This window comes from Streptomonospora arabica (assembly GCF_039531585.1).
Lineage (GTDB): Bacteria > Actinomycetota > Actinomycetes > Streptosporangiales > Streptosporangiaceae > Streptomonospora > Streptomonospora halophila.
The window spans coordinates 105,836-129,295 of sequence record NZ_BAAAQI010000007.1; the positions used below are offsets into that span (position 1 = coordinate 105,836).

25 protein-coding genes are annotated in these 23,460 nt (G+C 73.1%); 10 read left to right on the forward strand and 15 right to left on the reverse strand.

What is annotated here, in order from left to right; translation table 11 throughout:
* Positions 1–80: 80 nt before the first annotated feature.
* The gene (dhaM, locus tag ABD284_RS13880) at positions 81–488 is read right to left on the reverse strand and encodes a dihydroxyacetone kinase phosphoryl donor subunit DhaM (protein WP_344143366.1); all 408 of its coding nucleotides are present in this window, start codon (positions 486–488) and stop codon (positions 81–83) included.
* Positions 489–562: 74 nt separating this feature from the next.
* On the opposite strand from dhaM, the gene dhaK reads away from it, so the two are divergent.
* The gene (gene dhaK / locus ABD284_RS13885) at positions 563–1,561 is read left to right on the forward strand and encodes a dihydroxyacetone kinase subunit DhaK (protein WP_344143367.1); all 999 of its coding nucleotides are present in this window, start codon (positions 563–565) and stop codon (positions 1,559–1,561) included.
* A gap of 190 nt (positions 1,562–1,751) precedes the next feature.
* Positions 1,752–2,375 carry a dihydroxyacetone kinase subunit DhaL gene (gene dhaL / locus ABD284_RS13890; RefSeq protein ID WP_344143368.1) on the forward strand — a complete coding sequence of 208 codons (624 nt, stop codon included), beginning with the start codon at positions 1,752–1,754 and terminating at the stop codon, positions 2,373–2,375.
* Positions 2,376–2,450: 75 nt separating this feature from the next.
* Here the strand turns inward: dhaL and ABD284_RS13895 are convergent, their stop codons facing one another.
* The 3 genes from ABD284_RS13895 to ABD284_RS13905 all read right to left on the reverse strand — a co-directional run bounded on the left by ABD284_RS13895 (position 2,451) and on the right by ABD284_RS13905 (position 4,594).
* Positions 2,451–3,467 carry an LCP family protein gene (locus ABD284_RS13895; RefSeq protein WP_344143369.1) on the reverse strand — a complete coding sequence of 339 codons (1,017 nt, stop codon included), beginning with the start codon at positions 3,465–3,467 and terminating at the stop codon, positions 2,451–2,453.
* Between the two features lie 239 nt (positions 3,468–3,706).
* A complete protein-coding gene (locus ABD284_RS13900; RefSeq protein ID WP_344143371.1) occupies positions 3,707–4,033 on the reverse strand; it encodes a hypothetical protein in 327 nt (108 codons plus the stop codon).
* 135 nt (positions 4,034–4,168) lie between these two features.
* A complete protein-coding gene (locus tag ABD284_RS13905) occupies positions 4,169–4,594 on the reverse strand; it encodes an Hsp20/alpha crystallin family protein (protein WP_344143552.1) in 426 nt (141 codons plus the stop codon).
* A 119-nt stretch (positions 4,595–4,713) separates the two neighbouring features.
* Here ABD284_RS13905 and ABD284_RS13910 point away from each other — a divergent pair, with 119 nt between their 5' ends.
* Both ABD284_RS13910 and ABD284_RS13915 read left to right on the forward strand, forming a co-directional pair.
* Complete coding sequence (locus ABD284_RS13910; RefSeq protein WP_344143372.1) at positions 4,714–5,514, forward strand: DnaJ C-terminal domain-containing protein; 801 nt, start codon at positions 4,714–4,716, stop codon at positions 5,512–5,514.
* The gene (locus ABD284_RS13915) at positions 5,511–5,801 is read left to right on the forward strand and encodes a MerR family transcriptional regulator (protein WP_344143373.1); all 291 of its coding nucleotides are present in this window, start codon (positions 5,511–5,513) and stop codon (positions 5,799–5,801) included. The genes ABD284_RS13910 and ABD284_RS13915 overlap by 4 nt, the downstream gene beginning before the upstream one ends.
* A 12-nt stretch (positions 5,802–5,813) precedes the next feature.
* On the opposite strand, the gene ABD284_RS13920 is transcribed toward ABD284_RS13915, so the two are convergent.
* Positions 5,814–6,350 carry an NUDIX hydrolase family protein gene (locus tag ABD284_RS13920; RefSeq protein WP_344143374.1) on the reverse strand — a complete coding sequence of 179 codons (537 nt, stop codon included), beginning with the start codon at positions 6,348–6,350 and terminating at the stop codon, positions 5,814–5,816.
* Between the two features lie 321 nt (positions 6,351–6,671).
* Between ABD284_RS13920 and ABD284_RS13925 the strand changes: the two genes are divergently transcribed.
* Positions 6,672–7,757 carry an S-(hydroxymethyl)mycothiol dehydrogenase gene (locus ABD284_RS13925; protein ID WP_344143376.1) on the forward strand — a complete coding sequence of 362 codons (1,086 nt, stop codon included), beginning with the start codon at positions 6,672–6,674 and terminating at the stop codon, positions 7,755–7,757.
* A 58-nt stretch (positions 7,758–7,815) separates the two neighbouring features.
* Here ABD284_RS13925 and ABD284_RS13930 read toward each other — a convergent pair whose 3' ends face one another.
* From ABD284_RS13930 to ABD284_RS13950, 5 genes are all read right to left on the reverse strand, one after another.
* A complete protein-coding gene (locus ABD284_RS13930) occupies positions 7,816–9,000 on the reverse strand; it encodes a MalY/PatB family protein (protein WP_344143377.1) in 1,185 nt (394 codons plus the stop codon).
* Between the two features lie 204 nt (positions 9,001–9,204).
* Complete coding sequence (locus ABD284_RS13935) at positions 9,205–10,407, reverse strand: glycosyltransferase family 4 protein (RefSeq protein ID WP_344143378.1); 1,203 nt, start codon at positions 10,405–10,407, stop codon at positions 9,205–9,207.
* The gene (locus tag ABD284_RS13940) at positions 10,404–10,886 is read right to left on the reverse strand and encodes a hypothetical protein (RefSeq protein ID WP_344143380.1); all 483 of its coding nucleotides are present in this window, start codon (positions 10,884–10,886) and stop codon (positions 10,404–10,406) included. The genes ABD284_RS13935 and ABD284_RS13940 overlap by 4 nt, the downstream gene beginning before the upstream one ends.
* Positions 10,883–11,839, reverse strand: a complete 957-nt coding sequence (locus ABD284_RS13945; RefSeq protein ID WP_344143382.1) for a sulfotransferase family protein — start codon at positions 11,837–11,839, stop codon at positions 10,883–10,885. Before ABD284_RS13945 ends, ABD284_RS13940 begins: the two co-directional genes overlap by 4 nt.
* Before the next feature lie 724 nt (positions 11,840–12,563).
* Complete coding sequence (locus ABD284_RS13950) at positions 12,564–13,490, reverse strand: LysR family transcriptional regulator (protein WP_344143383.1); 927 nt, start codon at positions 13,488–13,490, stop codon at positions 12,564–12,566.
* A 126-nt stretch (positions 13,491–13,616) separates the two neighbouring features.
* Here ABD284_RS13950 and ABD284_RS13955 point away from each other — a divergent pair, with 126 nt between their 5' ends.
* The 4 genes from ABD284_RS13955 to ABD284_RS13970 all read left to right on the forward strand — a co-directional run bounded on the left by ABD284_RS13955 (position 13,617) and on the right by ABD284_RS13970 (position 17,667).
* Positions 13,617–14,999: a CitMHS family transporter gene (locus tag ABD284_RS13955; RefSeq protein ID WP_344143384.1), complete on the forward strand. Its 1,383-nt coding sequence runs from the start codon at positions 13,617–13,619 to the stop codon at positions 14,997–14,999.
* Between the two features lie 46 nt (positions 15,000–15,045).
* Positions 15,046–16,377: an acyclic terpene utilization AtuA family protein gene (locus ABD284_RS13960; RefSeq protein WP_344143386.1), complete on the forward strand. Its 1,332-nt coding sequence runs from the start codon at positions 15,046–15,048 to the stop codon at positions 16,375–16,377.
* On the forward strand, positions 16,374–16,694 hold the full coding sequence (locus tag ABD284_RS13965) for an AtuA-related protein (protein WP_344143387.1): 321 nt from the start codon (positions 16,374–16,376) through the stop codon (positions 16,692–16,694). Before ABD284_RS13960 ends, ABD284_RS13965 begins: the two co-directional genes overlap by 4 nt.
* Before the next feature lie 133 nt (positions 16,695–16,827).
* Complete coding sequence (locus ABD284_RS13970; protein WP_344143388.1) at positions 16,828–17,667, forward strand: oxygenase MpaB family protein; 840 nt, start codon at positions 16,828–16,830, stop codon at positions 17,665–17,667.
* Positions 17,668–17,731: 64 nt separating this feature from the next.
* Here ABD284_RS13970 and ABD284_RS13975 read toward each other — a convergent pair whose 3' ends face one another.
* Positions 17,732–18,664: an oxygenase MpaB family protein gene (locus tag ABD284_RS13975; RefSeq protein WP_344143389.1), complete on the reverse strand. Its 933-nt coding sequence runs from the start codon at positions 18,662–18,664 to the stop codon at positions 17,732–17,734.
* Positions 18,665–19,284: 620 nt separating this feature from the next.
* On the opposite strand from ABD284_RS13975, the gene ABD284_RS13980 reads away from it, so the two are divergent.
* Positions 19,285–20,529: a cytochrome P450 gene (locus ABD284_RS13980; protein ID WP_344143391.1), complete on the forward strand. Its 1,245-nt coding sequence runs from the start codon at positions 19,285–19,287 to the stop codon at positions 20,527–20,529.
* Between the two features lie 153 nt (positions 20,530–20,682).
* Here the strand turns inward: ABD284_RS13980 and ABD284_RS13985 are convergent, their stop codons facing one another.
* Genes ABD284_RS13985 through ABD284_RS14000 form a run of 4 tightly spaced genes read right to left on the reverse strand, consistent with a single transcriptional unit; the run spans position 20,683 to position 23,354 of the window.
* A complete protein-coding gene (locus ABD284_RS13985; RefSeq protein ID WP_386699271.1) occupies positions 20,683–21,969 on the reverse strand; it encodes a cytochrome P450 in 1,287 nt (428 codons plus the stop codon).
* Positions 21,966–22,589 (reverse strand): GTP-binding protein, encoded by a 624-nt coding sequence (locus ABD284_RS13990; RefSeq protein ID WP_344143392.1) that lies wholly within the window; start codon positions 22,587–22,589, stop codon positions 21,966–21,968. Before ABD284_RS13990 ends, ABD284_RS13985 begins: the two co-directional genes overlap by 4 nt.
* Complete coding sequence (locus ABD284_RS13995) at positions 22,570–22,935, reverse strand: DUF742 domain-containing protein (RefSeq protein ID WP_344143393.1); 366 nt, start codon at positions 22,933–22,935, stop codon at positions 22,570–22,572. Before ABD284_RS13995 ends, ABD284_RS13990 begins: the two co-directional genes overlap by 20 nt.
* The gene (locus ABD284_RS14000; protein ID WP_344143394.1) at positions 22,932–23,354 is read right to left on the reverse strand and encodes a roadblock/LC7 domain-containing protein; all 423 of its coding nucleotides are present in this window, start codon (positions 23,352–23,354) and stop codon (positions 22,932–22,934) included. The genes ABD284_RS13995 and ABD284_RS14000 overlap by 4 nt, the downstream gene beginning before the upstream one ends.
* Positions 23,355–23,460: the final 106 nt, after the last annotated feature.

The window sequence follows — 23,460 nt, forward strand, 5'->3', positions numbered from 1 at the left end:
CAGCCTGCACCGCGGCCCCTCCGCAGGCCCCCGCGCCGCCCCGGCGGCGCCCGCAGACGCGGGGCCGCCCTCCGCGGGCCTCAGGCCGGGAACTTCGCCTGCCCGCGGGCCTCGCGTGCCGCATCGGCGACCGCGGACAGCTCGCCGCCCGTCGCCGCGGTCACCGCCGCGGAGACCGCGCCTTCGACGAAGGGGGCGTCCACGACAACCACGTCCTCGCGCGGCTCGTCCTCCAGCACCAGCCGCGCCGTGAGCACGGCGCTGCCGATGTCGGGCAGCACCACCACGCCCGCGCCCGAGTCGGCCTCGGCGATGGCCGCGCTCACCCGCTCGTAGGAGGTTCCGAGCCCTCCCTCGTCCGTGCCGCCGGCGCAGAAGACACGCCCGCCCGCCGAGCCGAGCTGGTCGATCAGCTCGCGCAGTCCTTCGGCGAGTTTCCCGCTGTGCGACACGAGCACGATCCCGACAGTGGAGCCGCTGTTTTCCATGGGGATCTAGGCTACTCATCTGGAAGCGCGCTGCGGCGCATATCACCGCCGAGGCCATCGCGGGAGCGAGTCGTATGAAGAAGTTCCTCAACACCGCCGACACCTACCTGACCGACGCGCTGGCCGGATTCGCGGCCGCCCACCCCGACCTGTCCGTGAACCTGGAGTCCCGCGTGGTCACACGCGCCCGCGGCGCGGTGCCGGGCAAGGTCGGCCTCGTCTCGGGCGGGGGCTCCGGCCACGAGCCGCTGCACACCGGCTTCGTCGGCGAGGGCATGCTGGACGCCGCATGTCCCGGGGAGATCTTCACCTCACCGGTTCCCGACCAGGTCGTCGAGGCGGTGCGCGCCGCCGACAGCGGCGAGGGCACCGTGCTGATCGTCAAGAACTACACCGGCGACGTGATGAACTTCGAGATGGCCGCGGAACTGGCCGGCGAGGAGGGCCGGCGGGTCGAGACCGTGCTGGTCGACGACGACGTGGCGGTGGAGGACTCCACCTTCACCGCGGGCCGGCGCGGCACGGGGGCCACGCTGCTGGTGGAGAAGATCGCCGGAGCGGCGGCGGCGCGCGGGGACGCCCTGGAGGAGGTGGCCGCGATCGGCCGCCGCGTCGACGCCGCGTCGCGCTCCTTCGCGGTGGCGCTGACCGCCTGCACCACGCCCTCGGCGGGCCGCCCGGGCTTCGACCTGCCCGAGGACGAGGTCGAGGTGGGCGTGGGCATCCACGGTGAGCCGGGCCGGCGCCGCGAGAAGCTGCGCCCGGCGAGCGAGATCGTCTCGGACATGGTCGACGCGGTCCTCGACGACCGCCCGCTGGAGTCGGGCGCGGAGGCGATCGTCGTGGTCAACGGGATGGGCGGCACGCCGCTCAGCGAGCTGTACCTGGTCTACGGCGAGGTCGCGGCGCTGCTGGAGGAACGCGGGGTCTCCATCGTCCGCAACGCCGTCGGCGACTACGTGACCAGCCTGGACATGGCCGGCTGCTCCATCACGGTGTGCGAGGCCGAGGAGGGCTTCACGGACCTGTGGGACGCCCCCGTGAGCACACCGGGGCTGCGGTGGGGGATCTGAGGGGCCTCTCGCCGAACGCGGACGCTCCGGGCGGCGCAGGCGCGGGCCGCCGCCCGGGGTGCGCCGAGGCCCGGCCGGGGCGCGCTCCGGCGCCGCGGCCTGCGACGCCCGGCGGGTGGTACCGCCGCCGCGGCGGGGCATGCTGTGTGGGGTAGGCGACGACACACGTGACGAGGGTTGGGAGACGCCGGTGGACATCGAACTCGCGCGCGCCTGGGTGCGGGCGATCGGGGCGGCCGTCGAGCGCGACCGGGAGCGGCTGGGCGAACTGGACGCCGCCATCGGGGACGGCGACCACGGGGCGAACATGCAGCGCGGCTTCGCGGCGGCCGTCGACGCCGTGGGCGCCATGAGCCCCGAGTCGGTCGGCGCCGTGCTGACCAAGACCGGCACCACCCTGGTATCGAAGGTCGGCGGCGCCTCGGGGCCGCTGTACGGCTCGGCCTTCCGCGCCGCGGGCAAGCGGCTGGCCGCCGAGCGCGCCGAAACCGAGGAGGTCGGCGCCGCGCTGTCGGCCGCACTCGAGGAGGTGCGCCGGCTGGGCGGCGCGCAGGCCGGCGACAAGACGATGGTCGACGCGTTCGCGCCGGCCGTGGACGCGTTCACGCGGGTCGCAGGCTCCGGCGGCCGGCTGGACGAGGCCGCCCGGGCGGCGGCGGACGCGGCCGATGAGGGCCTGCGCGCGACCGAGCCCCTGCAGGCGCGCAAGGGCCGCGCGTCCTACCTCGGCGAGCGCAGCGTCGGCCATCTGGACCCGGGTGCGGCCTCCACTGCACTGGTCTTCCGCGCCCTGGCCGAGGCGGCCGGGGCCTGAGCGGGGGCGCAGGCGCCTCCGTCGGGTTCCGGCGCGCTCCCGCCGGTCCCGCCCGGGCCGGGCGCGCCGCCGGTCTCAGCCCAGCCGCTCGGCGTCGTTGGCCAGGCCGTGCTTGTCGATGTAGGCCTGCAGCCGGTCCTCCTCCAGCGCTTCGAAGAGCCCGTCGTTGACGGATTCGTCCAGGCGCAGCACGTTCCGGCCGTCGATCCACGCGGGCTCGGTGACCGCCAGGGTCGCGAAGGTCATCCGCTCGGGCCCGGTGTCGAGCAGCCGCAGCGCGGCGGCCCGCAGCGTCGCGGCGTCGGCCTGGTCGTCGACGGCCATGGACTCGCTGGCGGCCGTCAGCAGGCGGTCGAGCCGCTGCGGGTCGGAGGCCAGGTCGGACTCCGCGGCCTTCTCGGCCATCGCGTTGAGGAACACCTGCTGGCGCTCGACACGGTCGATGTCGCTGCCGGAGAGGCCCTTGCGCTCGCGGACGAAGCGCAGCGCCTCCTCGCCGTCCATGTGGTTCTCGCCCGCCGGCCAGTGCCAGCCGTTGGTGGGGTCGTGGATCGCGTGCGGCAGGTCCAGCGTGACACCGCCGAGCGCGTCGACCATCCGCTCGAACCCGTGGAAGTCCAGCGCGGCGAAGTGGTCGATCGCGACGCCGCTGAGCTCCTCGACCGTGCGCACGAGCAGTCGGGGACCGCCCTGCCGATAGGCGTCGTTGATCTTGGCTTTGCCGTGGCCGGGCACCTCGACCCACGCGTCGCGCGGAAAGGAGACGGCGAAGGCGCGCTCGGAGTCCTCGGGCATGTGCAGCAGGATGATCACGTCGGAGCCCGACTCGCCGCTGCGCCACTTGCCGACCGTCGCATCGCCGCGCAGGTCCGAGCCCACCAGCAGCCAGTTCTCACCGGGGTCGGCCTCGGCCGAGGCGCGGTTCGACGGCAGGGCGCCGACGATGCGCTCGATGTTGTCGTCGTAGGTCTCCGTGCGCCACAGCGCCACTCCGCCGGTGGCCGCCACCAGAACGACCACGGCCGCGAGCGCGGAGAGCGCCACACTGCGCGCGCGGTGCCGCCTGCGGTGCCTGCTGCGGGACTCGCCCATACCGCCGCCTCGATCGGATCGCTACGCAGGACCTCGATTGGCCTCGGTTGTCAGCATTCCCGGTGTTGTGCGGCTGTCACCCGATTTCACCCGTTTCAGGGGCGAGCCGGATTGCGACTTTGCGGACCGCCACTTCAGCGCTCCACCGCACTCGCCCCGGCGCCTCGGGTGCACCGCACCGCGCGCTCCGGCGGCGGCCGCGGCCGCCGTCGCGGAGCGTCAGCGCGGCCCGCACCGCTTCAGCTCGCCAATCGGGCCGGCTCGCGTCCCAGGCGGCCCCACAGGACGCGGGAGAGGTTCTCGTCGAGTTCGCGGACGGTCGCGGCGGCCGGGGCATCGACCGGTCCCCGGACGCGCGAGTCGGCCGCCACCCGGGCCACGGCGGTGCGCAGGCGCTCCAGCCGGGGGGCGATCTCGGCCGGGTCGCCGCCGAGGGCCTCCTCGTAGCCCTTCAGCGCGTGCAGCAGGTCGAGCAGCCGCAGGTGGGCGGCATCGGTCGTGGCGCCGCGCAGCGCGTACTCGACGGCGGCGCGGGTCTTTCGAAGCGTGTTCGTCGTCGCGGACACGGGTCTCCTTTCGTCGCGGCGGCACTCTTGCCGCTGCCGGAAAGCTCTCGTACGCCGCTTGGCCGGCGCGGACGCGTCAGGCGGGACCGGTCGGACGAACCTCCGGCCCCGCCTTCGCGGTCTGCCCCGCGGGTGTCAGGCGCTGATCCGGCGCGCCTGGTCGCCTCCGCTGACGTTGATCTTGCGGGGCTTCGCCTGTTCGGCGACGGGGACGCGCAGCGTGAGCACACCGTCCGCGTAGTCGGCGGCGATGTTGTCCGCGTCCAGGGTCTCCCCGAGGAACAGCTGCCGGGAGAAGGTGCCCGACGGCCGCTCGGCCGCGACCATCTCCCGTCCCTGCTGTGCGGTGTCGGCCCGTTCGGCCCTGACGGTCAGCACGTTGCGCTCGATCTCCAGGTCGATCGAGTCGGGCCGGACTCCGGGAAGGTCGAAGTGGATCACGAAGTGGTCGCCGTCCCGGTAGGCGTCCATGGGCATCGCCGCCGGACGGGCGGTGTCGCCGAGCAGGCGCTGGGTGATGCGGTCGAAGTCGCGGAAGGGGTCCGTACGCATCAGCATCATGGTCACCTCCACTGTCGAATGCATAACCTGATGCGAAGAGACGCAGGTTTTATACCACGGCTGGTGGAGAATAAACACCTCGATCGCAAAAGAGAGTTCAACTCGGGGAGGGAAGGAACATGTCCTCTTCGGAGGACCCCTACACGGTTCTGGGGGTGGACCGCACGGCGAGCCGGGAGGAGATCTCCCGCGCCTTCCGCGCGCTGGCCCGGAGCCGCCACCCCGACTCCCCGACCGGCGACCGCGACTCCTACGCCCGTATCCGCGACGCCTACGAGGCGCTGTCCCGGAGCCGCGCGGACGCAGACGGCGAGGCCGGCGCAGGACCGGAGCGAGGCGTGTCGATCCCGGTGCGGGTGCGCCGGCCCCGTCCCCGGCGCGGGCGCGACGCACACGCCGAACTGCGCGTCGACCTGGCGCAGGCCGTCTACGGCGGTACGGCCTCCCTGCACGCGGCCGGCGGCGCCCGCCTGGAGGTCGCCGTGCCGCCCGGCACCGGCGACGGCGCGCGACTGCGGCTGCGCGGTCGCGGATCGGCCGGCGCGCACGGCGGGCCGCCCGGCGACCTGGTGGCGACCGTGCGGGTGGCCGCGCACCCCGTGTTCCGCCGCGATGGCGACGACCTGCGTGCGCCCTTGGTGCTCGGCTACGCCGAGATGGTGCTCGGCACCGAGGCGCGGGTTGCGGCGCTGGACGGATCGGAGATCACCGTGGCCGTGTGCCCGGGTACGATGCCGGGCAGCACCGTGCGCGTACCCGGCCGGGGTGTGCCCGCCCGCGCCCCCGGCGCCTCGGCCGGCGCCCTGCTGCTGGAGGTGACCCTGGACGTGCCCGCCGGGCCCCTGACCGGTAACCAGCGTGCCGCGCTCCACCGGCTCAGCGGTCTGCTCCCCCCACCGCGAAAGGCCCCCCGCCGATGACCGCCGACGGCCGCCCCGGTCCCGACCGGGCCCTCTACACCATCTCGGTCGCCGCCGACCTCGCCGGGATCGCTCCCCAGTCGCTGCGGCTGTACGAGCAGCGCGGACTGCTCTCCCCCGCGCGCACCGACGGAGGCACGCGCCTGTACAGCGACAACGACATAGCCCGGCTCCGCCGCATCGCCGAACTGGCCGAGGAGGGGGTCAACCTCGCCGGCATCGCCCGCATCCTCGACCTGCAGGAGGAGAACACCCGCCTGCGCGGCGCCGGCGGCGGAGCCGGCTGAGCGCGCCCGCCCTCAGGGGACCAGGCCGACGTGGGCCAGCGCCTGGCGCAGCAGCACGCCCTGCCCCCCGCTCATCTCCTGCTGCACGCCCTCGCCGGCCGCCTCCTCCGGCGAGAACCACACCAGGTCGAGCGCGTCCTGGCGCGGCCGGCAGTCCCCGGTGACCGGCACGACGTAGGCGAGTGAGACCGCGTGCTGCCGGGGGTCGTGGAAGGGGGTGATACCCGGGGTGGGGAAGTACTCGGCCACGGTGAACGGCTGCGGCGAGGCGGGCACGTGCGGCAGCGCCACCGGCCCGAGGTCCTTCTCCAGGTGGCGCAGCAGGGCGTCTCTGAGCCGCTCGTGGTAGAGCACCCGGCCCGAGACCAGAGCGCGGCTGATGGAACCGTCGGGCGCTACGCCCAGGAGGAGGCCGACGCTCGCCACCGAACCGGACTCGTCGACGCGGACGGGCACCGCGTTGACGTAGACGATGGGCAGCCGTCCGCGCGCATCCTCGATATCGGTGCGGGAGAGCCAACCGGGCGAGGTGTCCGTCGTTTCTGTCATGGCAACCTTCCTACCCTGTCGGCCCCGCGGGCACCGACGGGTGCCCCGGCTCACACCCGCACCGGGGCTCCCGCCTGCAACCGGCCGGCGGGCCGCGCCCTCGGCGCGGCCGGGCGCGGCCGGCCGGAAATCGGCGCCGGCCGGGAAAACGGACCGGCGGCGCGGATCTCCTCCTCCGCACGGGTGGTAGACGCGGTGGCGCCGACTGGCCACCATGGCCTCAGGGAGGTGCGGGGCGCGGGGTCCCGCAGCGCTCGCCCGCTGCCTCGGCGGCGAAGCACGGCATCAGGGCAAGGCGGCAACGAAAGAGGGCATGGCCGGATGACGCAGGAAGTGCGCGGAGTCGTCGCGCGGACCAAGGACGCACCCGTCGAGATGGAGACCATCCTCGTTCCCGATCCCGGCCCCGGAGAGGCCGTGGTACGCGTGCAGGCGTGCGGGGTGTGCCACACCGACCTGCACTACAAGCTGGGCGGTATCAGCGACGAGTTCCCCTTCCTGCTCGGCCACGAGGCCGCGGGCCTGGTGGAGGCGGTCGGCGACGGGGTCACCGAGGTCGCGCCGGGCGACTTCGTGGTGCTCAACTGGCGCGCGGTCTGCGGGCAGTGCCGTGCCTGCAAGCGCGGCCGCCCCTGGTACTGCTTCGACACCCACAACGCCGCCCAGCCGATGACGCTGACCGACGGTACGCCCCTCTCCCCCGCCCTCGGCATCGGCGCCTTCTGCGACAAGACGCTGGTGGCCGCGGGCCAGTGCACCAAGGTCGACCCCGAGGCCCCGCCCGGCGTCGCCGGGCTGCTCGGGTGCGGGGTGATGGCCGGCATCGGAGCGGCGATCAACACCGGTGCCGTAGGACGCGGCGACAGCGTCGCCGTCATCGGGTGCGGCGGTGTCGGCGCGGCGGCGGTCGCCGGAGCCCGCCTGGCCGGTGCCGCCCGCATCATCGCCGTCGACCTCGACCGGCGCAAGCTGGAGTCCGCCGCCGGACTGGGCGCCACCCACACCGTGGACGCCGGCGAGCAGGACCCCGTCGAGACGGTGCGCAAGCTGACCGGCGGGTTCGGCGCCGACGTGGTCATCGAGGCCGTGGGCCGCCCCGAGACCTACCGGCAGGCGTTCTACGCCCGCGACCTGGCCGGCACCCTGGTCCTGGTGGGAGTGCCCACGCCGGACATGACGCTGGAGCTGCCGATGCTGGACGTGTTCGGCCGCGGCGGCTCCCTGAAGTCGTCCTGGTACGGCGACTGCCTTCCCAGCCGCGACTTCCCGATGCTGATCGACCTCTACCTGCAGGGCCGGCTCGACCTGGACGCGTTCGTCTCCGAGACCATCCCGCTTGAGGGCGTCGAGGACGCCTTCACCCGCATGCACCACGGCGACGTGCTGCGCTCGGTCGTCCAGCTCTGAGGCGGTGCCGCGCCCCCGTCCGCGCGGGGGCGCGGCAGCGCCGCGCGGGCCCGGGCGCTCAGCCGGAGCGTTCGGCGCCCGGGCCCGCGACCGCGGCGATTTCGGACACCAGCCGACGCAGGATGGGCCGGGGCGTGGCGAAGTTAAGCCGGGCGAACCCGCGCCCGGGCGCACCGCAGTCGGGGCCGTCGACCAGTACGACCCCGGCGCGCTCGTGCAGGACGCGGCCCGGGTGGTCGCCGAGCCCGAGCCCGCGGAAGTCCAGCCAGGCCAGGTAGGTGCCCTCCGGCGGGGTGTAGTCCACCCCGGGCAGGTGCTCGGCCAGCAGATCGGCCAGTTCGCGCCGGTTTCCGTCGAGGTAGTCCACCACCCCCTCCAGCCACGGCCCGCCCGCGGTGTAGGCGGCGGTGGCGGCGGCCACGCCGAAGTTGCCCGCGCCGTGGGCGAGCACGGGTCCGATCTCCGCCATGACAGCGGCGTCGCCGGGGTTGCTCACGATCAGCTGCGCGCACTTGAGACCGGGCACGTTCCAGGCCTTGGATGCGGAGGTCGCGGTCAGCGCGTGCCGGGCGGCCGCCGGCGAGACCGACGCGTAGGGCACGTGGCGGTGCCCGGGGTAGGTCAGCGGCGCGTGGATCTCGTCGGCGAAGACGCGGCCGCCGTGCCGTTCGACGACCTCGGCCACCTCCGCGAGCTCTTCGGCGGTGAAGACCCGGCCGAGGGGGTTGTAGGGGTTGCACAGGGTGAGCAGGTGGCCGCCCGCGCGGAAGGCGCGGTCGATCGCGTCGAGGTCGAAGACGTGGCGGCGGCCGTCATGGGCCATGGGGACCTCGATGATCTCGCGGCCCAGGCTCTGCGGAACGGTGAGGAACGGCATGTAGGCCGGGGTGGGCAGGATAACGGGGCTGCCCGGGCGGGAGAACCGCTCGACGGCGGTCTCGAAGCCCTTGACCACGTCGGCGGTCGGGTGCACGTCGGCGGGGTCGACGCTCCAGCCGTAGCGGTCGTGCTGCCAGTCGGCGCAGGCGGCGCGCATGGCCGCCACGGCGCGCGGCGGCAGGTAGCCGAACTCCATGCGCTCGACCGCGGCGTGCAGCGCCTCGGTGATCGGCGGCGCGGTGCCGAAGTCCATCTCGGCGATGAACGCGCCGAGCGTGTCCTCGCCGTACAGCGTCCACTTGATGCCGCCGCGGGAGCGGAGGCCGTCGACCGTCACCGCGTCGAACTCGCTCGCCAGGCTCACAAGGCGTCCTTTCCGGCCGGGGGCTGCCCGCGGACGCCGGGGGGCGGACCCGCGAGGAGGCGGACACGGCAGAGGGCGGCCCTCAACGAGTGCCGCCCGTCGCCTCGGCCCACTGTAGGCCGCCCCAACCGAGCCGTCGCGGGCCGGTCCCGTGCCGTCTGCGCCATCCCGGTTCAGCGCAGGCGGAGCGGAGCCGCTCCGCGGTCACGCCGCGGGTGTGGCGCCCTTCCCGGAGGTGCGCACCAGGTCGGTGAACAGCTCCTCCCACATCGTGTGCACCGACTCCGGCGCGTAGTTCTGCGCCGTCTTGAGCGCCTCGGCGCCCATGCTCGCCCGCAGGTCCCGGTCGTCCATCATCTTCGAGATCGCATCGGCCAGCGCGTCGACGTCCTTGGGCGGCACGAGGATGCCGTCCTTGCCGTCGGTGATGACGTCGGCGGGGCCGGTGGGGCAGTCGAAGCTGACGACCGGCAGCGCGTGGGTCATCGCCTCGATGACCACCATCGGCAGGCCCTCGAACCGCGAACTGAGGATGTAGAACGCCGACTTGGTGAGCTCGCCCTCCATGTCGTCGGTGTGCCCCATCAGCAGGACGTGGTTGTACAGGTGGTGCTCGTCGATGAGCTCCCGCAGCTCGGCCTTCTTCTTGCCCGTGCCGAAGATCCGCAGCTGCCAGTCGGGGTGGCGTTCGGTGACCTTCTTGAACGCCGGGATCAGCATGTCGAAGCCCTTCTGCGGCGCCAGGCGGCCCGCGGCGAGGGCGATCTTGTTGCTGTGGTCGGAGAGCTCCTGGTCCATCGAGTGCACCGCGTTGGGTATCCGCACGAGCCGGGTGCCCGGCATGAGCTTCTCGTAGTCCTCGCGGTCGCGGTGGGTGAGCACCGCGACGGCGTCGAAGCGCGGATAGTACTTCTTGATGGCCCGCTGCACGTCCTTGCGGTGCGTGGCCAGGTTCATGTGCTCCTGGGCGACGCGGATCAGGTTCGGGTCGGCGAACTGCGCGGAGAGAATGTTCAGCGCGGGCCGGGTGGTCACCAGAATGCCGTCGTGCACGCCCTTGATGTAGCGGACGATCTCGCGCTCGACGTAGCGGGTGAACGTGTCGGCGGCGAACTCGCCCGCGGGGACGTGCACCGCGCGGAGCCGCTTCAGGCGTTCGCGCTCCCATGCGCGAAAGCGCGCGACGGGGCCCGGCTTGGGCTCGTCCTCCTTCGCGGGGCGCTGGTCGATGATGGCGCTCAGCTTCACCCGCTCGTCGAGGTCGAAGTGCGGGTCGTCCCGGTGCCGGATGACACTGACGATCTCGACAGTGTGGCCCAGCCCGGCCATCGTCTTGGCCTGCGTGAACACGGTGCGGATGGTTCCGCCGGTGCCGTACGCGTTGAGCAGGAGGTACCGGATCCTCATGGGTTTTCCTTGTCGGAAGGGCCGGGCAGGCATTCGACCGAGAGATTGTTGTAGAGCGTGTAGAAGGGCCGCACCGACACCCCGGTCCCGCTTTCGGCGGACGTCTGGGCGGGAAAGACCATCACCTTCTTCTTGTCGGCGATGTCGTCGAGGTGGCGGCCGAGGCGCAGCCACTTCTCGGCCGCCTCCTCCAACCGGTCCTCGGGTGCGCAGTAGAGGTCCCACTTCACCCCTTCTTGGGGCAGACCGTCGCCGGCGTTACCGAACTCCTCCACGGGAACCGAGACGTCGAAGCGCCCGTCCTCCACGCGGAGCTCATAGGACCTGCGGGTGTCGGTGTCGCGCAGCACGGCCTGCAGGAACCAGCGTCCGGAACCGGGGGCGGCGCCTCCGAGGAGGTCGCCGACGATGCGGACGGCTCCGTCACGCGGCCAGATCTCGGCGACCTCCGCCTGGGGGGTCTCGGTCTTGGCGTTCACGAGGCGGCTACCCCTTCGCGCTCGTCGGTGCCCGACTCGTCGGCGCCGCCGGACTCGTCGAGGTATCCCCACTTCCGGGTGATCCCGAGCAGCGCCTCGGGGACCTCCGAGGCCTTGGGCAGCTCGCGGCCGCGCTGGACGCTGCCGGAGCGGACCTTGTCCTTCCAGTCGCCCAGGCCCTTGGTGAAGTCGCCCTGGACGCTGTCGCCGTACTCCAGCATCGCGGGCTCGTAGTCGATGCCCAGGTACTCGCAGATGCGGCCCAGCTCGCCGGCCGGGTCGGCGGTCAGCTCCTCGTAGCGCACGGTGTGGGTGTCGGACAGGCCCTCACGCGCCCGCTGGACCGCGTTCATGTAGCGCAGCGCGTCCTCGGCCGCCTCGTCGTAGGTGCGCTTGACCGGGTCGGCCTCGTGCCACGACTTGGCGATGGAGACGGGGTGGCGCAGCAGGCAGATGAATCGGGCGTCGGGCCAGCAGGCCGCGATGCGGTCCCACACGAAGGCGTTGCTCGGGGTCTTCTCGACGACGAAGTCCTTGCCGGAGCGGGCCAGCTCCCGATGGAGCACGCGGTCCCACAGCAGGTGCTCGATGTCGCCGCGCTCCAGGCCGCAGGCCTCCATCGCCCGCTCGGAGAGCTTGGTGCGGAAGTGCACCTCCAGGCGGCGGATGTGCAGCTCGTGGGGGGCGTGCAGGCGCGAGTGCGCGTTCAGCAGCAGGCGCAGCAGCGTCGATCCCGACCGCACCGGCGAGATGACGAACACCGGGCGGTCGAGCAGGCGGTCCAGCTCGGGGTTCTCCGGCGGCCGGAAGGGGACCTTCTCCTTGGGCTTCTTCGCGGCGGCGGGCTTGGGCGCGGGCTTGGCCGCCGCCGGCGCCTGCTTCTTGCGGGCCCTCCGGAGCTCGACACCCAGGGTCGCGCTGAGCGCCGAGTTGATTTTGCGTGGAAGATCCATGCTCATGGAACTTATGGCTCTTTTCGACTGGGAGCAAAGGAAACGGATAGTTGTCGTTCACACCGCGGCCGACCGCCGTCCACCGCGAAGCCGCCCGGTACCAGGAGGCTTCCCGGAGCGGTGCGCTCCGCGCCGACGACGCGGCGGCGAGGCCGCACACCCGAGGGGGACGCGCACGCCGATACCGCCCGGCGTCCGATCGCACGGCGACCGAAGCCGAGGAAGGACGCGTGTACCGGACCGGCGGGAAAGCGGGGCCGCGCCGTGTCCGGCCGTATCGGCGCCCGTCGGAATCCGCCGGGCCGTGAGGCCGATGACGCGGCCAATGCCACGATAACCGCCCCCGCATAGCCGTTCGCGCATGCGCGGGCTCCCGGGCCACCGGCGGATCGGCCGATGAAGAGCTTCGATCATGCACTCATATCAGACTCACATAGAACTCACAGGTTCGCACGCCTCATGCCCGGCGAGTCGCGCACTCGGGCACGGGCTACCGGCCGCGGAACGGGCCGATGCCGGTCATCAGGACAACCGAACCGGAGGACAAACGTCGCAATCAGCTCGTTCTCTGCCATACAGCCACCTGAATCCCCCCTGCCGAAGGGTGCGCCCCCGGCGCCCCTCGCGGCACGTGGGGCCGGAACGCACACCGCCGACGGGCGTGCCGCCATGAACGCATCGGCGCTCCGCCCCGCGGTCGACGACACGCCGGCGCCGCGCGGGCTCAGTCCACCCAGCGCACGTCCGCCGGAAGCGGATGACCCTCCTCGCGCAGGCCGCGCAGGCAGTCCAGGAAGCTGCGGGCCGGCGGGGGCACCCGGCGGTCGCGCGGCAGGACCACGCTCAGGCGCCGGTCCAGCGCCGGGCGCACCAGGGGCACGCGGGCGTAGTCGGCGAAGCTCATCAGCACCTCGACCAGCGCCGGCATCGCTGAGACGCCCAGCCCCGCGGCCAGCAGGCCGCCCACCGTGGACACGTTTCCCGCCTCCGTGACGCCCGCCGGGCGCACGGCCGCCTCGGCGAAGGCGCGGTCGGTGCCGGCCCGCACGCTGGAGTCGGCGCCGACGGCGATGAACTGCTCGCCGCTGAAGTCGCCCCAGCCCAGCGCGGCGGCCCCCGCCAGCGGATGGGCGGGCGGCAGCACCGCGAAGAAGCGGTCCTCGGCCAGCGGGTGGGCCCGCAGGCCGTCGGGCAGTCCATCGGCGGAGGTGATGGCCAGGTCGGCCGCGCCCGAGGCGAGCCGCTCCAGCGCGGCCTCGGACATCCCGTCGAGGATGCGCACCGCGGTCTGCGGCCGCTGCTCGCGGAAGCGCGCGATGACCGGCGGCAGCAGCGCCGCGGCCACCGAGGGCAGCGTCGCGATGGTCACCACGCCGCGCTCGCCCGCGAGGTAGCGCTGCAGACCGGCCATCTCCGCGCGGTGGGCGGCCAGGACGCGTTCAGCCGCCTCCAGCAGCTCCCGGCCCTCCGGTGTCCGGCGGATCCGCCGCGTGGTGCGGTCGAACAGGCGCACGCCCAGCTGCCGCTCCAGCTCCAGGACGGTGCGGCTGAGCGACGACTGCGCCACGTGCAGCTCCGCGGCGGCGGCGGTGAAGCTCTCCGCGCGGGCCACGGCCGCGTAGACGCGGAGCTGGCGCAAAGACAAGTCCATGCAATCGGAGCATAGATCCTTGCCCGATTGATGTTGGACGCGCAACCGCCCACCTTGCAAGCATGAGTGGCCAGCCCCACGTGAGGCACATCACTCCCCCGGTCGCCTTCGCAAAGGATCGTCGACATGCTCACAGCAATGGGTTTCGCGGCCATCGCGACCGTTCTGGCACTCCTGCTGTCCAACCGGGTCTCGGCCGTCGTCGCGCTCGTCGGTGCGCCGGTGGCGGCCGCCCTGATAGCCGGGTTCTCCCCCGCCGAGATCGGCGAGTTCGCCGGGACCGGGATCTCCGACGTGGCCGGCACCACGGCGATGTTCGTCTTCGCCATCCTCTACTTCGGCGTGATGCGCGACGCGGGGCTCTTCGACCCCGTCGTCCGGCGCGTGCTGGGATTCGCGGGCCGCAACCCGGTGACCATTGCGCTGGCCACCGTGGTGCTGGCCATGCTCACCCACCTCGACGGCGCCGGAGCGACCACCTTCCTGATCACGATCCCCGCGATGCTTCCCCTCTACGACGCCCTGGGGATGCGCCGACTGGTGCTGGCCGCCCTGACCGGGCTGGGCGCGGGGATCATGAACATGGTCCCCTGGGGCGGGCCCACCGCCCGCGCGGCATCGGCGACCGGGATCGACGCCAACGCCCTGTGGGCTCCGCTGATCCCGGCCCAGCTCGTGGGGATCGCCGCCTGCCTGGCCATCGCCTACCTGCTGGGGCGCCGCGAGAGGGTCCGCCTTGCCGCCGCCGCGCCCGCCGCCCGGACCGCGAAGGCGCCCGCCGGCGGCCCGGCCGGGGAGGCCGCCGAGGACCCCCGGGGCGCCGAGGGGCCGGCGCCCGCCGGCGACGGGGAACTCTCCGCCGAGGAGGCGGCTCTGCGGCGCCCGCGGCTGTTCTGGCTCAACGCCGCCCTCACCGCGGCCACGGTCGCCGTGCTGATCTCCGGCGTGCTCTCGCCCGAGCTCGTATTCATGGTCGCCCTGGTCGTCGCGCTGCCGCTGAACTACACGGGCCTCAAGGCCCAGACCGACCGCATCAACGCCCACGCGCAGGGCGCCGTGCTGATGGCCAGCACCTTGCTCGCCGCAGGGGTCTTCCTCGGCGTCATGAGCGAGAGCGGGATGATCGACGCCATGGCCGAGGCGCTCACCGGCGCCATGCCCGGCGCCGTCGGTCCGGCCCTGCCGCTGCTGGTGGGTGTGCTCGCCGTCCCGCTCAGCCTGCTGTTCGGCCCCGACGCCTATTACTTCGCGGTGATGCCGGTGCTCACGGCCGTCGGCGACACGTTCGGCGTGCCCGCGAGCGCCATCGCCCAGGCCTCGATCACGGGCGAGGAGACGGTCGGCTTCCCGATCAGCCCGCTCACCGGCTCCTTCTATCTCCTCACCGGCCTGGCGGGAGTCTCGATCGGCCGCCACATCCGCTTCCTGCTGCCCTGGGCGTGGCTGGTCGGCCTCGTCGTGCTGGCCGCCGCCGCTCTCACCGGCGCGATCCCGCTGTGGACGGGGTGACGCCGGCACCCGACCACCATTACGACCGACGGGGGATCAGAGACACGTGAGCAGCAACCACGCCCGGATCGGCTGCGGCGCGGGCTTCGCCGCCGACCGGATCGAACCGGCCGTCGACCTGGTCGAGAAGGGGGGACTGGACGTCGTGGCCCTGGAGTGCCTGGGCGAGCGCACCGTCTCGCTGGCCGCGCTGCGCAGGCTCGCGGACCCGCGGGCCGGCTACGACCCGATGCTGCGCAAGCGCATGGCCGCACTGCTGGGACCGCTCGCCCGGACGGGAACCCGGCTGGTGACCAACGCCGGCGCCGCGGACCCGGTCGGGGCCGCGCGCATGGTGCGGGACCTGGGCGCGGAATTGGGCGCGCCGACGACGGTGGCGGCGGTCACCGGCGACGACGTACTGGACCGCATCGACCTCTCGGCTCCGGCCTGGGAGGACGGCGCGCCGCTGGAGTCGCACGGGGAGATCGTCTCGGCCAACGCCTACATCGGCGCCGACGCACTGCTTCCGGCGCTGCGGGGGCCGGCGCCGGTGGTGATCGCCGGGCGGGCGGCGGACCCCTCCCTGTTCCTCGCGCCCCTGGCCCACCTGCTGGGCTGGGAGGCGGGGGACTGGGCGCGCATGGCCGCGGGCACGCTGGTCGGCCACCTGCTGGAGTGCGCCGGGCAGGTGACCGGCGGCTACTTCGCCGACCCGGCGCGCAAGCCGGTACCCGGCCTGGCCCGGCTGGGCTACCCGATCGCCGAGGTCGGCGCCGACGGCGACGCGGTGATCACCAAGCCGCCCGGCACCGGCGGCCGGGTCGACCGGCTGACCGTGGTCGAACAGCTCACCTACGAGGTCACCGACCCCCGCGCCTATCGGACGCCCGACGTCTCACTGGACATGTCCGGGGTGGACGTACGCGACCGCGGCGGCGACCGGGTGGCCGTGCGCGGCGCGCGCGGGCGCGCCCGCCCCGAGGAGCTGAAGGTCAGCGTCGGCTACCGGGCGGGGTTCCGCGGCGAAGGCGAGATCTCCTACGCCGGGCGCGGCGCGCTCGACCGGGCGCGGCTCGCCGCCGAGGTCGTGCGCGAGCGGCTCGCGGGCGCGCTGCCGCGGCTGCGGGCCGACGTCGTCGGGCACAGCGCGCTGCACGGCGAGGCGCTGGCCGCGGGGGCCGAGCCCTACGAGTGCCGGCTGCGGGTGGCTGGACTGGCCGGGACCCGGGAGGCGGCCGAGGCGGTGGGCGAGGAGGTCAGCGCCCTGTACACGTCCGGCCCGGCGGGGGGCGGGGGCCTGCGGGTGGGCACCTCCGAGGTCGTGGGCGTCCTGTCCACGACCGTCCCCCGCGAGCGGGTCGCGACCGAGGTCGTCGTCTTCGAGGGGGCCGAATGAGCATCCTGCTGTACGACATCGCCCACGCGCGCGCCGGGGACAAGGGCAACCTGATCACCGTCTCGGTGATCCCCTACGACCCCGCCCGGTACCCGCTGCTGTGCGCGGCGCTGACCCCGGAGCGGGTCGCCGAGCACCTGGCCGAGCGGGTCTCGGGCGACGTGGTGCGCCACCGCTTGGACAACCTGCCCGCGCTGATCTTCGTGTGCCCGCGTGCGGCCGACGACACGGTCACCACGTCGCTGTTCCTGGACTCCCACGGCAAGAGCCTGAGCTCGGCGCTGTTGGAGCTGGAGCTGGACGCGCCGGGCTCGTGAAGGCGACGCGTCGTCGCAGTCGCTCCGGCACCCGACGCTCCCTCTCGCGCTGCGCGAGGGAGCCCGCGAAGCACCGGCCGTGTCCCGGCTCGCCGCGGCGGGATCGGCCGCGAATCCGTCTAGCATGGTGACCGTGGGGGACAAGCGGCGCGCGCGGGCGGGGGCTCCGGCACAGCGGGTCTACCGCGAGGCCGTCGTGCTGGGCGCGGCCGCCTACGCGATCCTGCTGCAGATCGCCCATCCGGGAGTCGGGCAGGGCGTCGCCGACCACAGCGACTTCGCCCAGCGGCCGGTGGACCGGCTGCGCGGCACGCTCGTCTTCGTCTACGGGCTGGTGTACGGCACCGAGGAGGAGGCCGACCGCGTCGCGCGGATCGTGCGTGCGATCCACAAGCGCGTCACGGGGCCCGGCTACAGCGCCCGGGACCCGGAGCTGCAGGTGTGGGTCGCGGCCACGCTCTACGCCTGCAACATGCACGTCTACGAGCTGGTCTTCGGCCCGTTGGCGCCGGAGGACAAGGACGAGGTCTACCGGCACTCCGCGGTGTTCGCCACCTCGCTGGGCTGTCCGCCCGACCGCTGGCCCGCCACCCGCGCCGACTTCGACCGCTACTGGGCCGACATGATCGGTGCCATCGAGGTGAACGACACCGCGCGCGCCATCGCGCGCGACCTGTTCCACCCGGCCAACCCGGTGGTGCGGGCACTGGTGCGGGTGCAGCGCTTCCTGGCCTCCGGGCTGCTGCCCGAACACGTCCGCGCGGGTTTCGGTCTGGAATGGGGGCCGATCCACCAGCGCCGGTTCGACCGGCTCGTCGCCGCCGTGCGCACGGTCTACCCGCGTCTACCGCTGACCGTGCGCACCCTGCCGCGCGACTACTACCTGCACGACATGCGCAGGCGGGCCGCGCGCGGCGGCCGGGACCGCACCGAACGGCGCGGCCCCGGCCGGGTTCTGCCCGGACGCCGGTAGCGGGCGGACGACCCCGCTGACGGGCCTCCGCGGGCCCGCGACCCGGCGGGCCCGCGGAGGGCGGTCAGGCCGAACTCGTCGGCGCTCGCAGCCACGCCGGGTCGATTCCGGTCGGCTCCGGCGCACCCATATCCTCGACCGCATAGCCGTCGGGGTATCCGGGGTAGGTCCGGTTCCGCCGGTCCGCGGACAGCCGCGAGACGCGCCGCGGCGGCAGCTGGGTGACCACGCGCGCCCGCACCCGCAGCGCCGTACGCACGACCTTCCCCAGCCACCGCGGGGCGGGCGCGAAGCCGAACGCCTCCAGCATCGGATCGTCGAGCAGCGCCCGCACGCCCGCGTCGGCGGCGGGGCGCAGCGGGGCCGGGAACCATGCGCGGAAGATGTCCAGCGTGGCGCGGCCGACGCGGGCATTGGTGTCGGTGTAGCGGAAGTGCTCGCGCTCGTAGCCGGTCTTGAACTCGCGGAAGGAGTCGAGGTCGGCGGGGATGTCGCGGATGTTCATGCGCCGGCCCACCTCGGTGTAGTGGCGCAGCGCCGCCTCGCGCTCGGCGGCGGTCAGCGGCCGCCACCCGTAGCGGGCGATCCAGTCGATGGGCTCGAAGACGAAGGTCGACAGCACGTAGAGCATGTCGCCGTTGGAGATCGCGTACCGGTTGTGCATCCGGTTCACCGTGCGCAGACTCGCGCGGCCGCGGTCGGAGTCGACGCCGTGCTCGACCATCTCGCCCATCAGCAGCGACGTGTCGTCGTAGCGCTTCTGGCCGCGGCGGCCGAACTCGCCGGTGGCGTCCAGCAATGCCGAGATCGAGGGCACGCAGTAGGTGCGGTACAGCGCCAGCTCCAGCGCACGGGTGTAGTCCCACGGGAACTCGTAGCCCGCGGAGATGCGGTAGATCTCGTGGAAGTCGGTCTCGGGGTCCAGCTGCGCGATGCGGCGCAGCCAGTGGAGGCGGTCGCGGCGGGGTCCGGGCGGTGCCAAGGGCGGGCGGGGCATGGTGCTGCTCCTTCGCAGGGGGGACCGGTGGGCGGCCGGGAGGCCGCCGGGACGGCGCTTTCGCGGATCGGCGGCGGCCCGGCGGCCGCCTCGGTCGCGGTCGCGCCCGACTGTAGAACGGCGCCCGCCGAGCCGCCTATCCGCAGCCCGGCGATTCCGTCCGTTCGGCACGACCGAATATAGCGGAGCCGGCCGGCGTCCGAATTACACCAGCAGCGTGTCCGGAATTCGAGACGCACCTCGCGGCGCGCCCCCATTCGGCCCTGCCGCCGCGGGTCCGGAAAAACCCGCGTACCTGCGGTTCTGCCCGCCCGACCGGACGCTTTCGCCCCCGGACCCGCCGCGCTCCCGTGCGGGATGCGGGCGCCCGCATCGCCCACTGCGTCGGGGATCCGGCGCGCCGCACCGCCCGGGAGCATTCGGGATCCCGAGGTGCCCGAGCGCGCAGGCACCCAAACGCCGATTCATCGGATTCTACGCAGGATAAACCAGTGACGGATGTGAAGCCGATCCGTCCGGGTTTCCGACACTTCAGGGACGTTGCGCCTGGCCCGTCGCGAATGACTTCCCTAGTCTGGGACGAGTCGATCTTCGTCCCCCCTCATTAGTGAGGCGCAGACATGACCAAAGTCCCGGACACTCCCGGTATCCCCGATATCCTCTCCGCGGAGTTCAACGCCGATCCGTATTCCGCCTACCGGATCATGCGCAGCGAGGCGCCCCTCATCTGGCACGAGCCGATGCAGAGCTACATCGTCTCCCGCTACGAGGACGTCCAGCGGGCGTTCAAGGACGAAGTGTTCACCACCGCCAACTACGACTGGCAGCTGGAACCGGTGCACGGGCGCACGATCCTCCAGCTCAGCGGGCGGGAACACGCTGTTCGCCGCGCCCTGGTGGCACCCGCCTTCCGCGGCAGCGAGCTGCGCGACAAGTTCCGCCCCGTGATCGAGCGCAACGCGCGCGAGCTGATCGACGAGTTCCGCGGCGCCGGCTCGGTCGACCTGGTCTCGCAGTTCGCCACGCACTTCCCCATCAACGTCATCGTGGACATGCTGGGCCTGGACAAGGGCGACCACGACCGGTTCCACAAGTGGTACACGAGCATCATCGCGTTCCTGGGCAACCTCTCCCAGGACCCCGACATCGCCGCCGACGGCCTGCGCACCCGCGAGGAGTTCGCGGAGTACATGATCCCGATCATCCGCGAGCGCCGCGACAACCAGGGCGACGACCTGCTGTCGGTGCTGTGCCGGGCCGAGATCGACGGCACCTCGATGAGCGACGAGGACATCAAGGCCTTCTGCAGCCTGCTGCTGGCCGCGGGCGGGGAGACCACGGACAAGGCGATCGCCGCGATGTTCGCCAACCTGCTGGCCCACCCCGACCAGATGGAGGCGGTGCGCGAGGACCGCTCGATGATCCCCAAGGCCTTCGCCGAGACGCTGCGCTACACCCCGCCGGTGCACATGATCATGCGCCAGCCCGCCGAGGACGTCGTCTTCAGCGGCGGCGAGGTTCCGGCGGGCAGCACGGTGACCTGCCTGATCGGTGCCGCCAACCGCGACCCCGAGCGCTACGCCGACCCCGACTCGTTCAACGTCTTCCGCGACGAGCTGGACGCCTCCACGGCGTTCACCGCCGCCGCGGGCCACCTCGCGTTCGCGCTGGGTCGGCACTTCTGCGTCGGCGCGCTGCTGGCCGAGAACGAGGTGGAGATCGCCGCCAACATGCTGCTCGACGCGATGCCCGACGCCCGGCTGGCCGACGACTACGTGGCCGAGGACAAGGGCGTGTTCACCCGCGGCCCGGCCCGGGTACCGGTGGTGTTCACGCCGCGCACCACGGTCTCCGCCGGGGCCTGAGCGCGCCCCTCCCCCGCGGCCCCGGCCGCGCGTGCGGCCGGGACCGCGCGGGGTGCGGGACCGCGCGGGGTGCGGGACCGCGCGGGGTGCGGGACCGCGCGGGGTGCGGCCCGGCGGCAGGCGAAGGTCCTGCCACCGGGACCGGAAGGGCTCCTACAGGGCCCGCTCGTCGGTGGGGATCGCCGGTGTGAACTCCACCGGCAGCGCGTACAGTCCGCGCATCCACACCGACGGCCGCCACTCCAGCTTCTCGGCCGGCAGGCTCAGCTCGACGTCGGGCAGCCGGTCCAGCAGCACCTCGACGGCGTTGCGGGCGATGACCTCGGCCAGTTCCGGCGCGGGGAACGGGCATCCGTGCTCGCCGTGGCCGAAGGACATGTGCGCGCGGTTGGCGCCGGAGTCCAGCTGCTCCTCGGGCTGCACCCGCGGGTCGGCGTTGGCCGCCGCCAACCCCAGCACCAGCATGTCGCCGCGCTGGATGCGCCGACCGCCCAGCTCGCAGGCCTGCACGGCGAAGCGGCCGATGAAGTTCTGCGTCGGGGTGTCGCGCCACAGCACCTCGTTGAGCGCCTGCGCCGCACTGCTGCGCCCGCCCTGGAGGCTGACGGAGAAGCGGTCGTCGACGAACATGTGCCGCAGCGTGTTGGCGATCCAGTTGCCGGTCGGCGCCTGCGCGGCCGCCATGACGACGAGGAGGTCGATGACGATCTCGTCGTCGGTGAGCTTGGCGGGGTGCTCCAGCAGCCGCGTGGGCACGTCCTGGCCGGGGCGCGCGTGGGCGTCGGCGACCACCTGCTGCATGCGCTCCTGCACCCGCTGGTGGGCTTCGACGGCGTTGCCCTTGACGTCCAGGGAGTCGAGGATGTCGCGCACCAGCACGGGCACGTCGGCCGGCGGCAGCCCGAACAGCTCGGCGATGACCCGGGCCGGAATCTGGTGGGCGTACTGGGCCACGAGGTCGGCCTCGCCGTCGCCGCTGAACCCGTCGATCAGCTCGTCGGCGACGCGCTGGCAGATCAGCGCGAGCTCGGTGCGGTCCACGGCGTCGAGCGCGTCGCCCAGGGCGCCGGCGCGGCGCTGGTGCTCGTTCGCCTCGGCGAACATCACCGAAGGCGTCCAGCCCACGTAGGGCATCAGCGGCCAGTCCCCCGGGACGTGGTCCCACACGTTCCACCGGCGGCAGTCGCGCGCGAACCACTGCGGGTTGCTGGTGACGTAGTGGACCTCGCGGTATCCCATGACGAACCAGGCCGGGATGTCGCCGTCCAGCAGGATCGGTGCGACGGGGCCGTAGCGCCACCGCATGTCGCGGTAGAGGGTGCCGGGGTCCACGGCGATCTGCGGACCGTAGAAGCGCACCGCCTGGTCGTGGTCGGGGTAGCCGGCCAGCGGGGAGTCCGCCGCCGGCGCGAACCCTGCGGAGTGGTGGTCGTCGGTCACGGCGTGCCCTCCCGGGCGGGCGAGAGTGCGTACAGGTCGTTGAGGTGGCGGACGAGGGAGATCAGCACCGTCTTGCAGTCGTCCCTGCTCCGCGCGTCGCATTCGACGAGCGGTACCTCGTCGGGCAGCGAGAGCGCGTCGCGCAGGGCGGCGAGGCCCGGGCCCGGCTCGAACCGGTTGATCGCCACGACGAACGGCATGCCGTGGGCCTCCAGCCGGTCGACGGCGTACCAGGAGTCCTCCAGGCGCCGGGGGTCGACGAGCACGACGGCGCCCAGGCTGCCGGCGAAGAGCTGGTCCCACAGGAACCAGAACCGCTCCTGGCCGGGCGCGCCGAACAGGTAGAGGATCTTGTCGTCGGTGACGGTGATGCGGCCGAAGTCGAAGGCCGCGGTGGTCGTGGTCTTGCTGCGTACGGTCGACGGGTCGTCGATGCCGACCCCGGCTTCGGTCATGACCTCTTCGGTGCTGAGCGGCCGGATCTCGCTGACCGCTCCCACCATGGTCGTCTTGCCCACGCCGAACCCGCCGACGACGACGATCTTCAGCGCGTCCTGCGCGTCTGCGGACAGCGGGGCCGGGGTCTGGTACGCGGGGGCTTCAGAGGCGTTGGAGTGCATCGAGCACCTGCTTCAGGGTCTCGGAGGAGGGGGAGTGCGCGTTGGCGGCCGTGGACGCCGAGGACGGGTGGCGGACGGTGATCTGGCCGGTGTCCATCAGGTCGCGCAGCAGGATCTTCACCACGCTCACCGGCATCCCCAGGGCGGCCGAGAGCTCCACGACCGCCGTCGGCCGCTCGCACGTCCGCAGGATCCGCACGTGCTCGGACTGCATCCCCGCCTTGGGCTCGCACTCGGCGACGACGAGCGTGACGCTGTCGAAGGTGCTCTCCTCGGCGCGGCTGCGACCGCCGGTGACGGTGTAGAGGCGGTCCGGGTCCTCGCGGTCGATCCGCTTGGGGTTCATGGCGTCGGGTCACCGCTGTATTGGGGTGTCCTGGGGTCGGCGGTGAGGTAGGAGCCGAGCTGCTCGACGAGCTCGTTCATGTTGTGGCCCACGATGCCGACGTCGGTGTCCTCCTCGGCGAGCACAGCCAGGTGGGCGCCCGCACCGGCGGGCACGATCAGCAGAATCCCGCCGGCGAACTCCACCATCGCCTGGCCCGAGGTGATGCTGCCGTCGCCGAACTCGGCGGAGGCGCTCAGCGACAGGCTCTGGATGCCGGCGGCGATGGCGGCGAGCTGGTCGGCGCGGTCGCCGTCGAGCTGGGCGGAGAAGACCATCTTGAGCCCGTCCCTGGACAGGACCAGCGCGTGCTGGGCTCCGGGGGTCTTCGCGAGCAGGTTCTCAAGCAACCAGTCAAGGCCGCGGTCTGCGGTGCTCATGGGATCTGTGCCACTCCTCGTTCGAGTCATGCGGGCGGTGCGGTGCCCGGAGTATGCGCTGGGTGCCCGGCGACCGCCCGGGGCCCTGCAACGGGCAGGCGTCGAC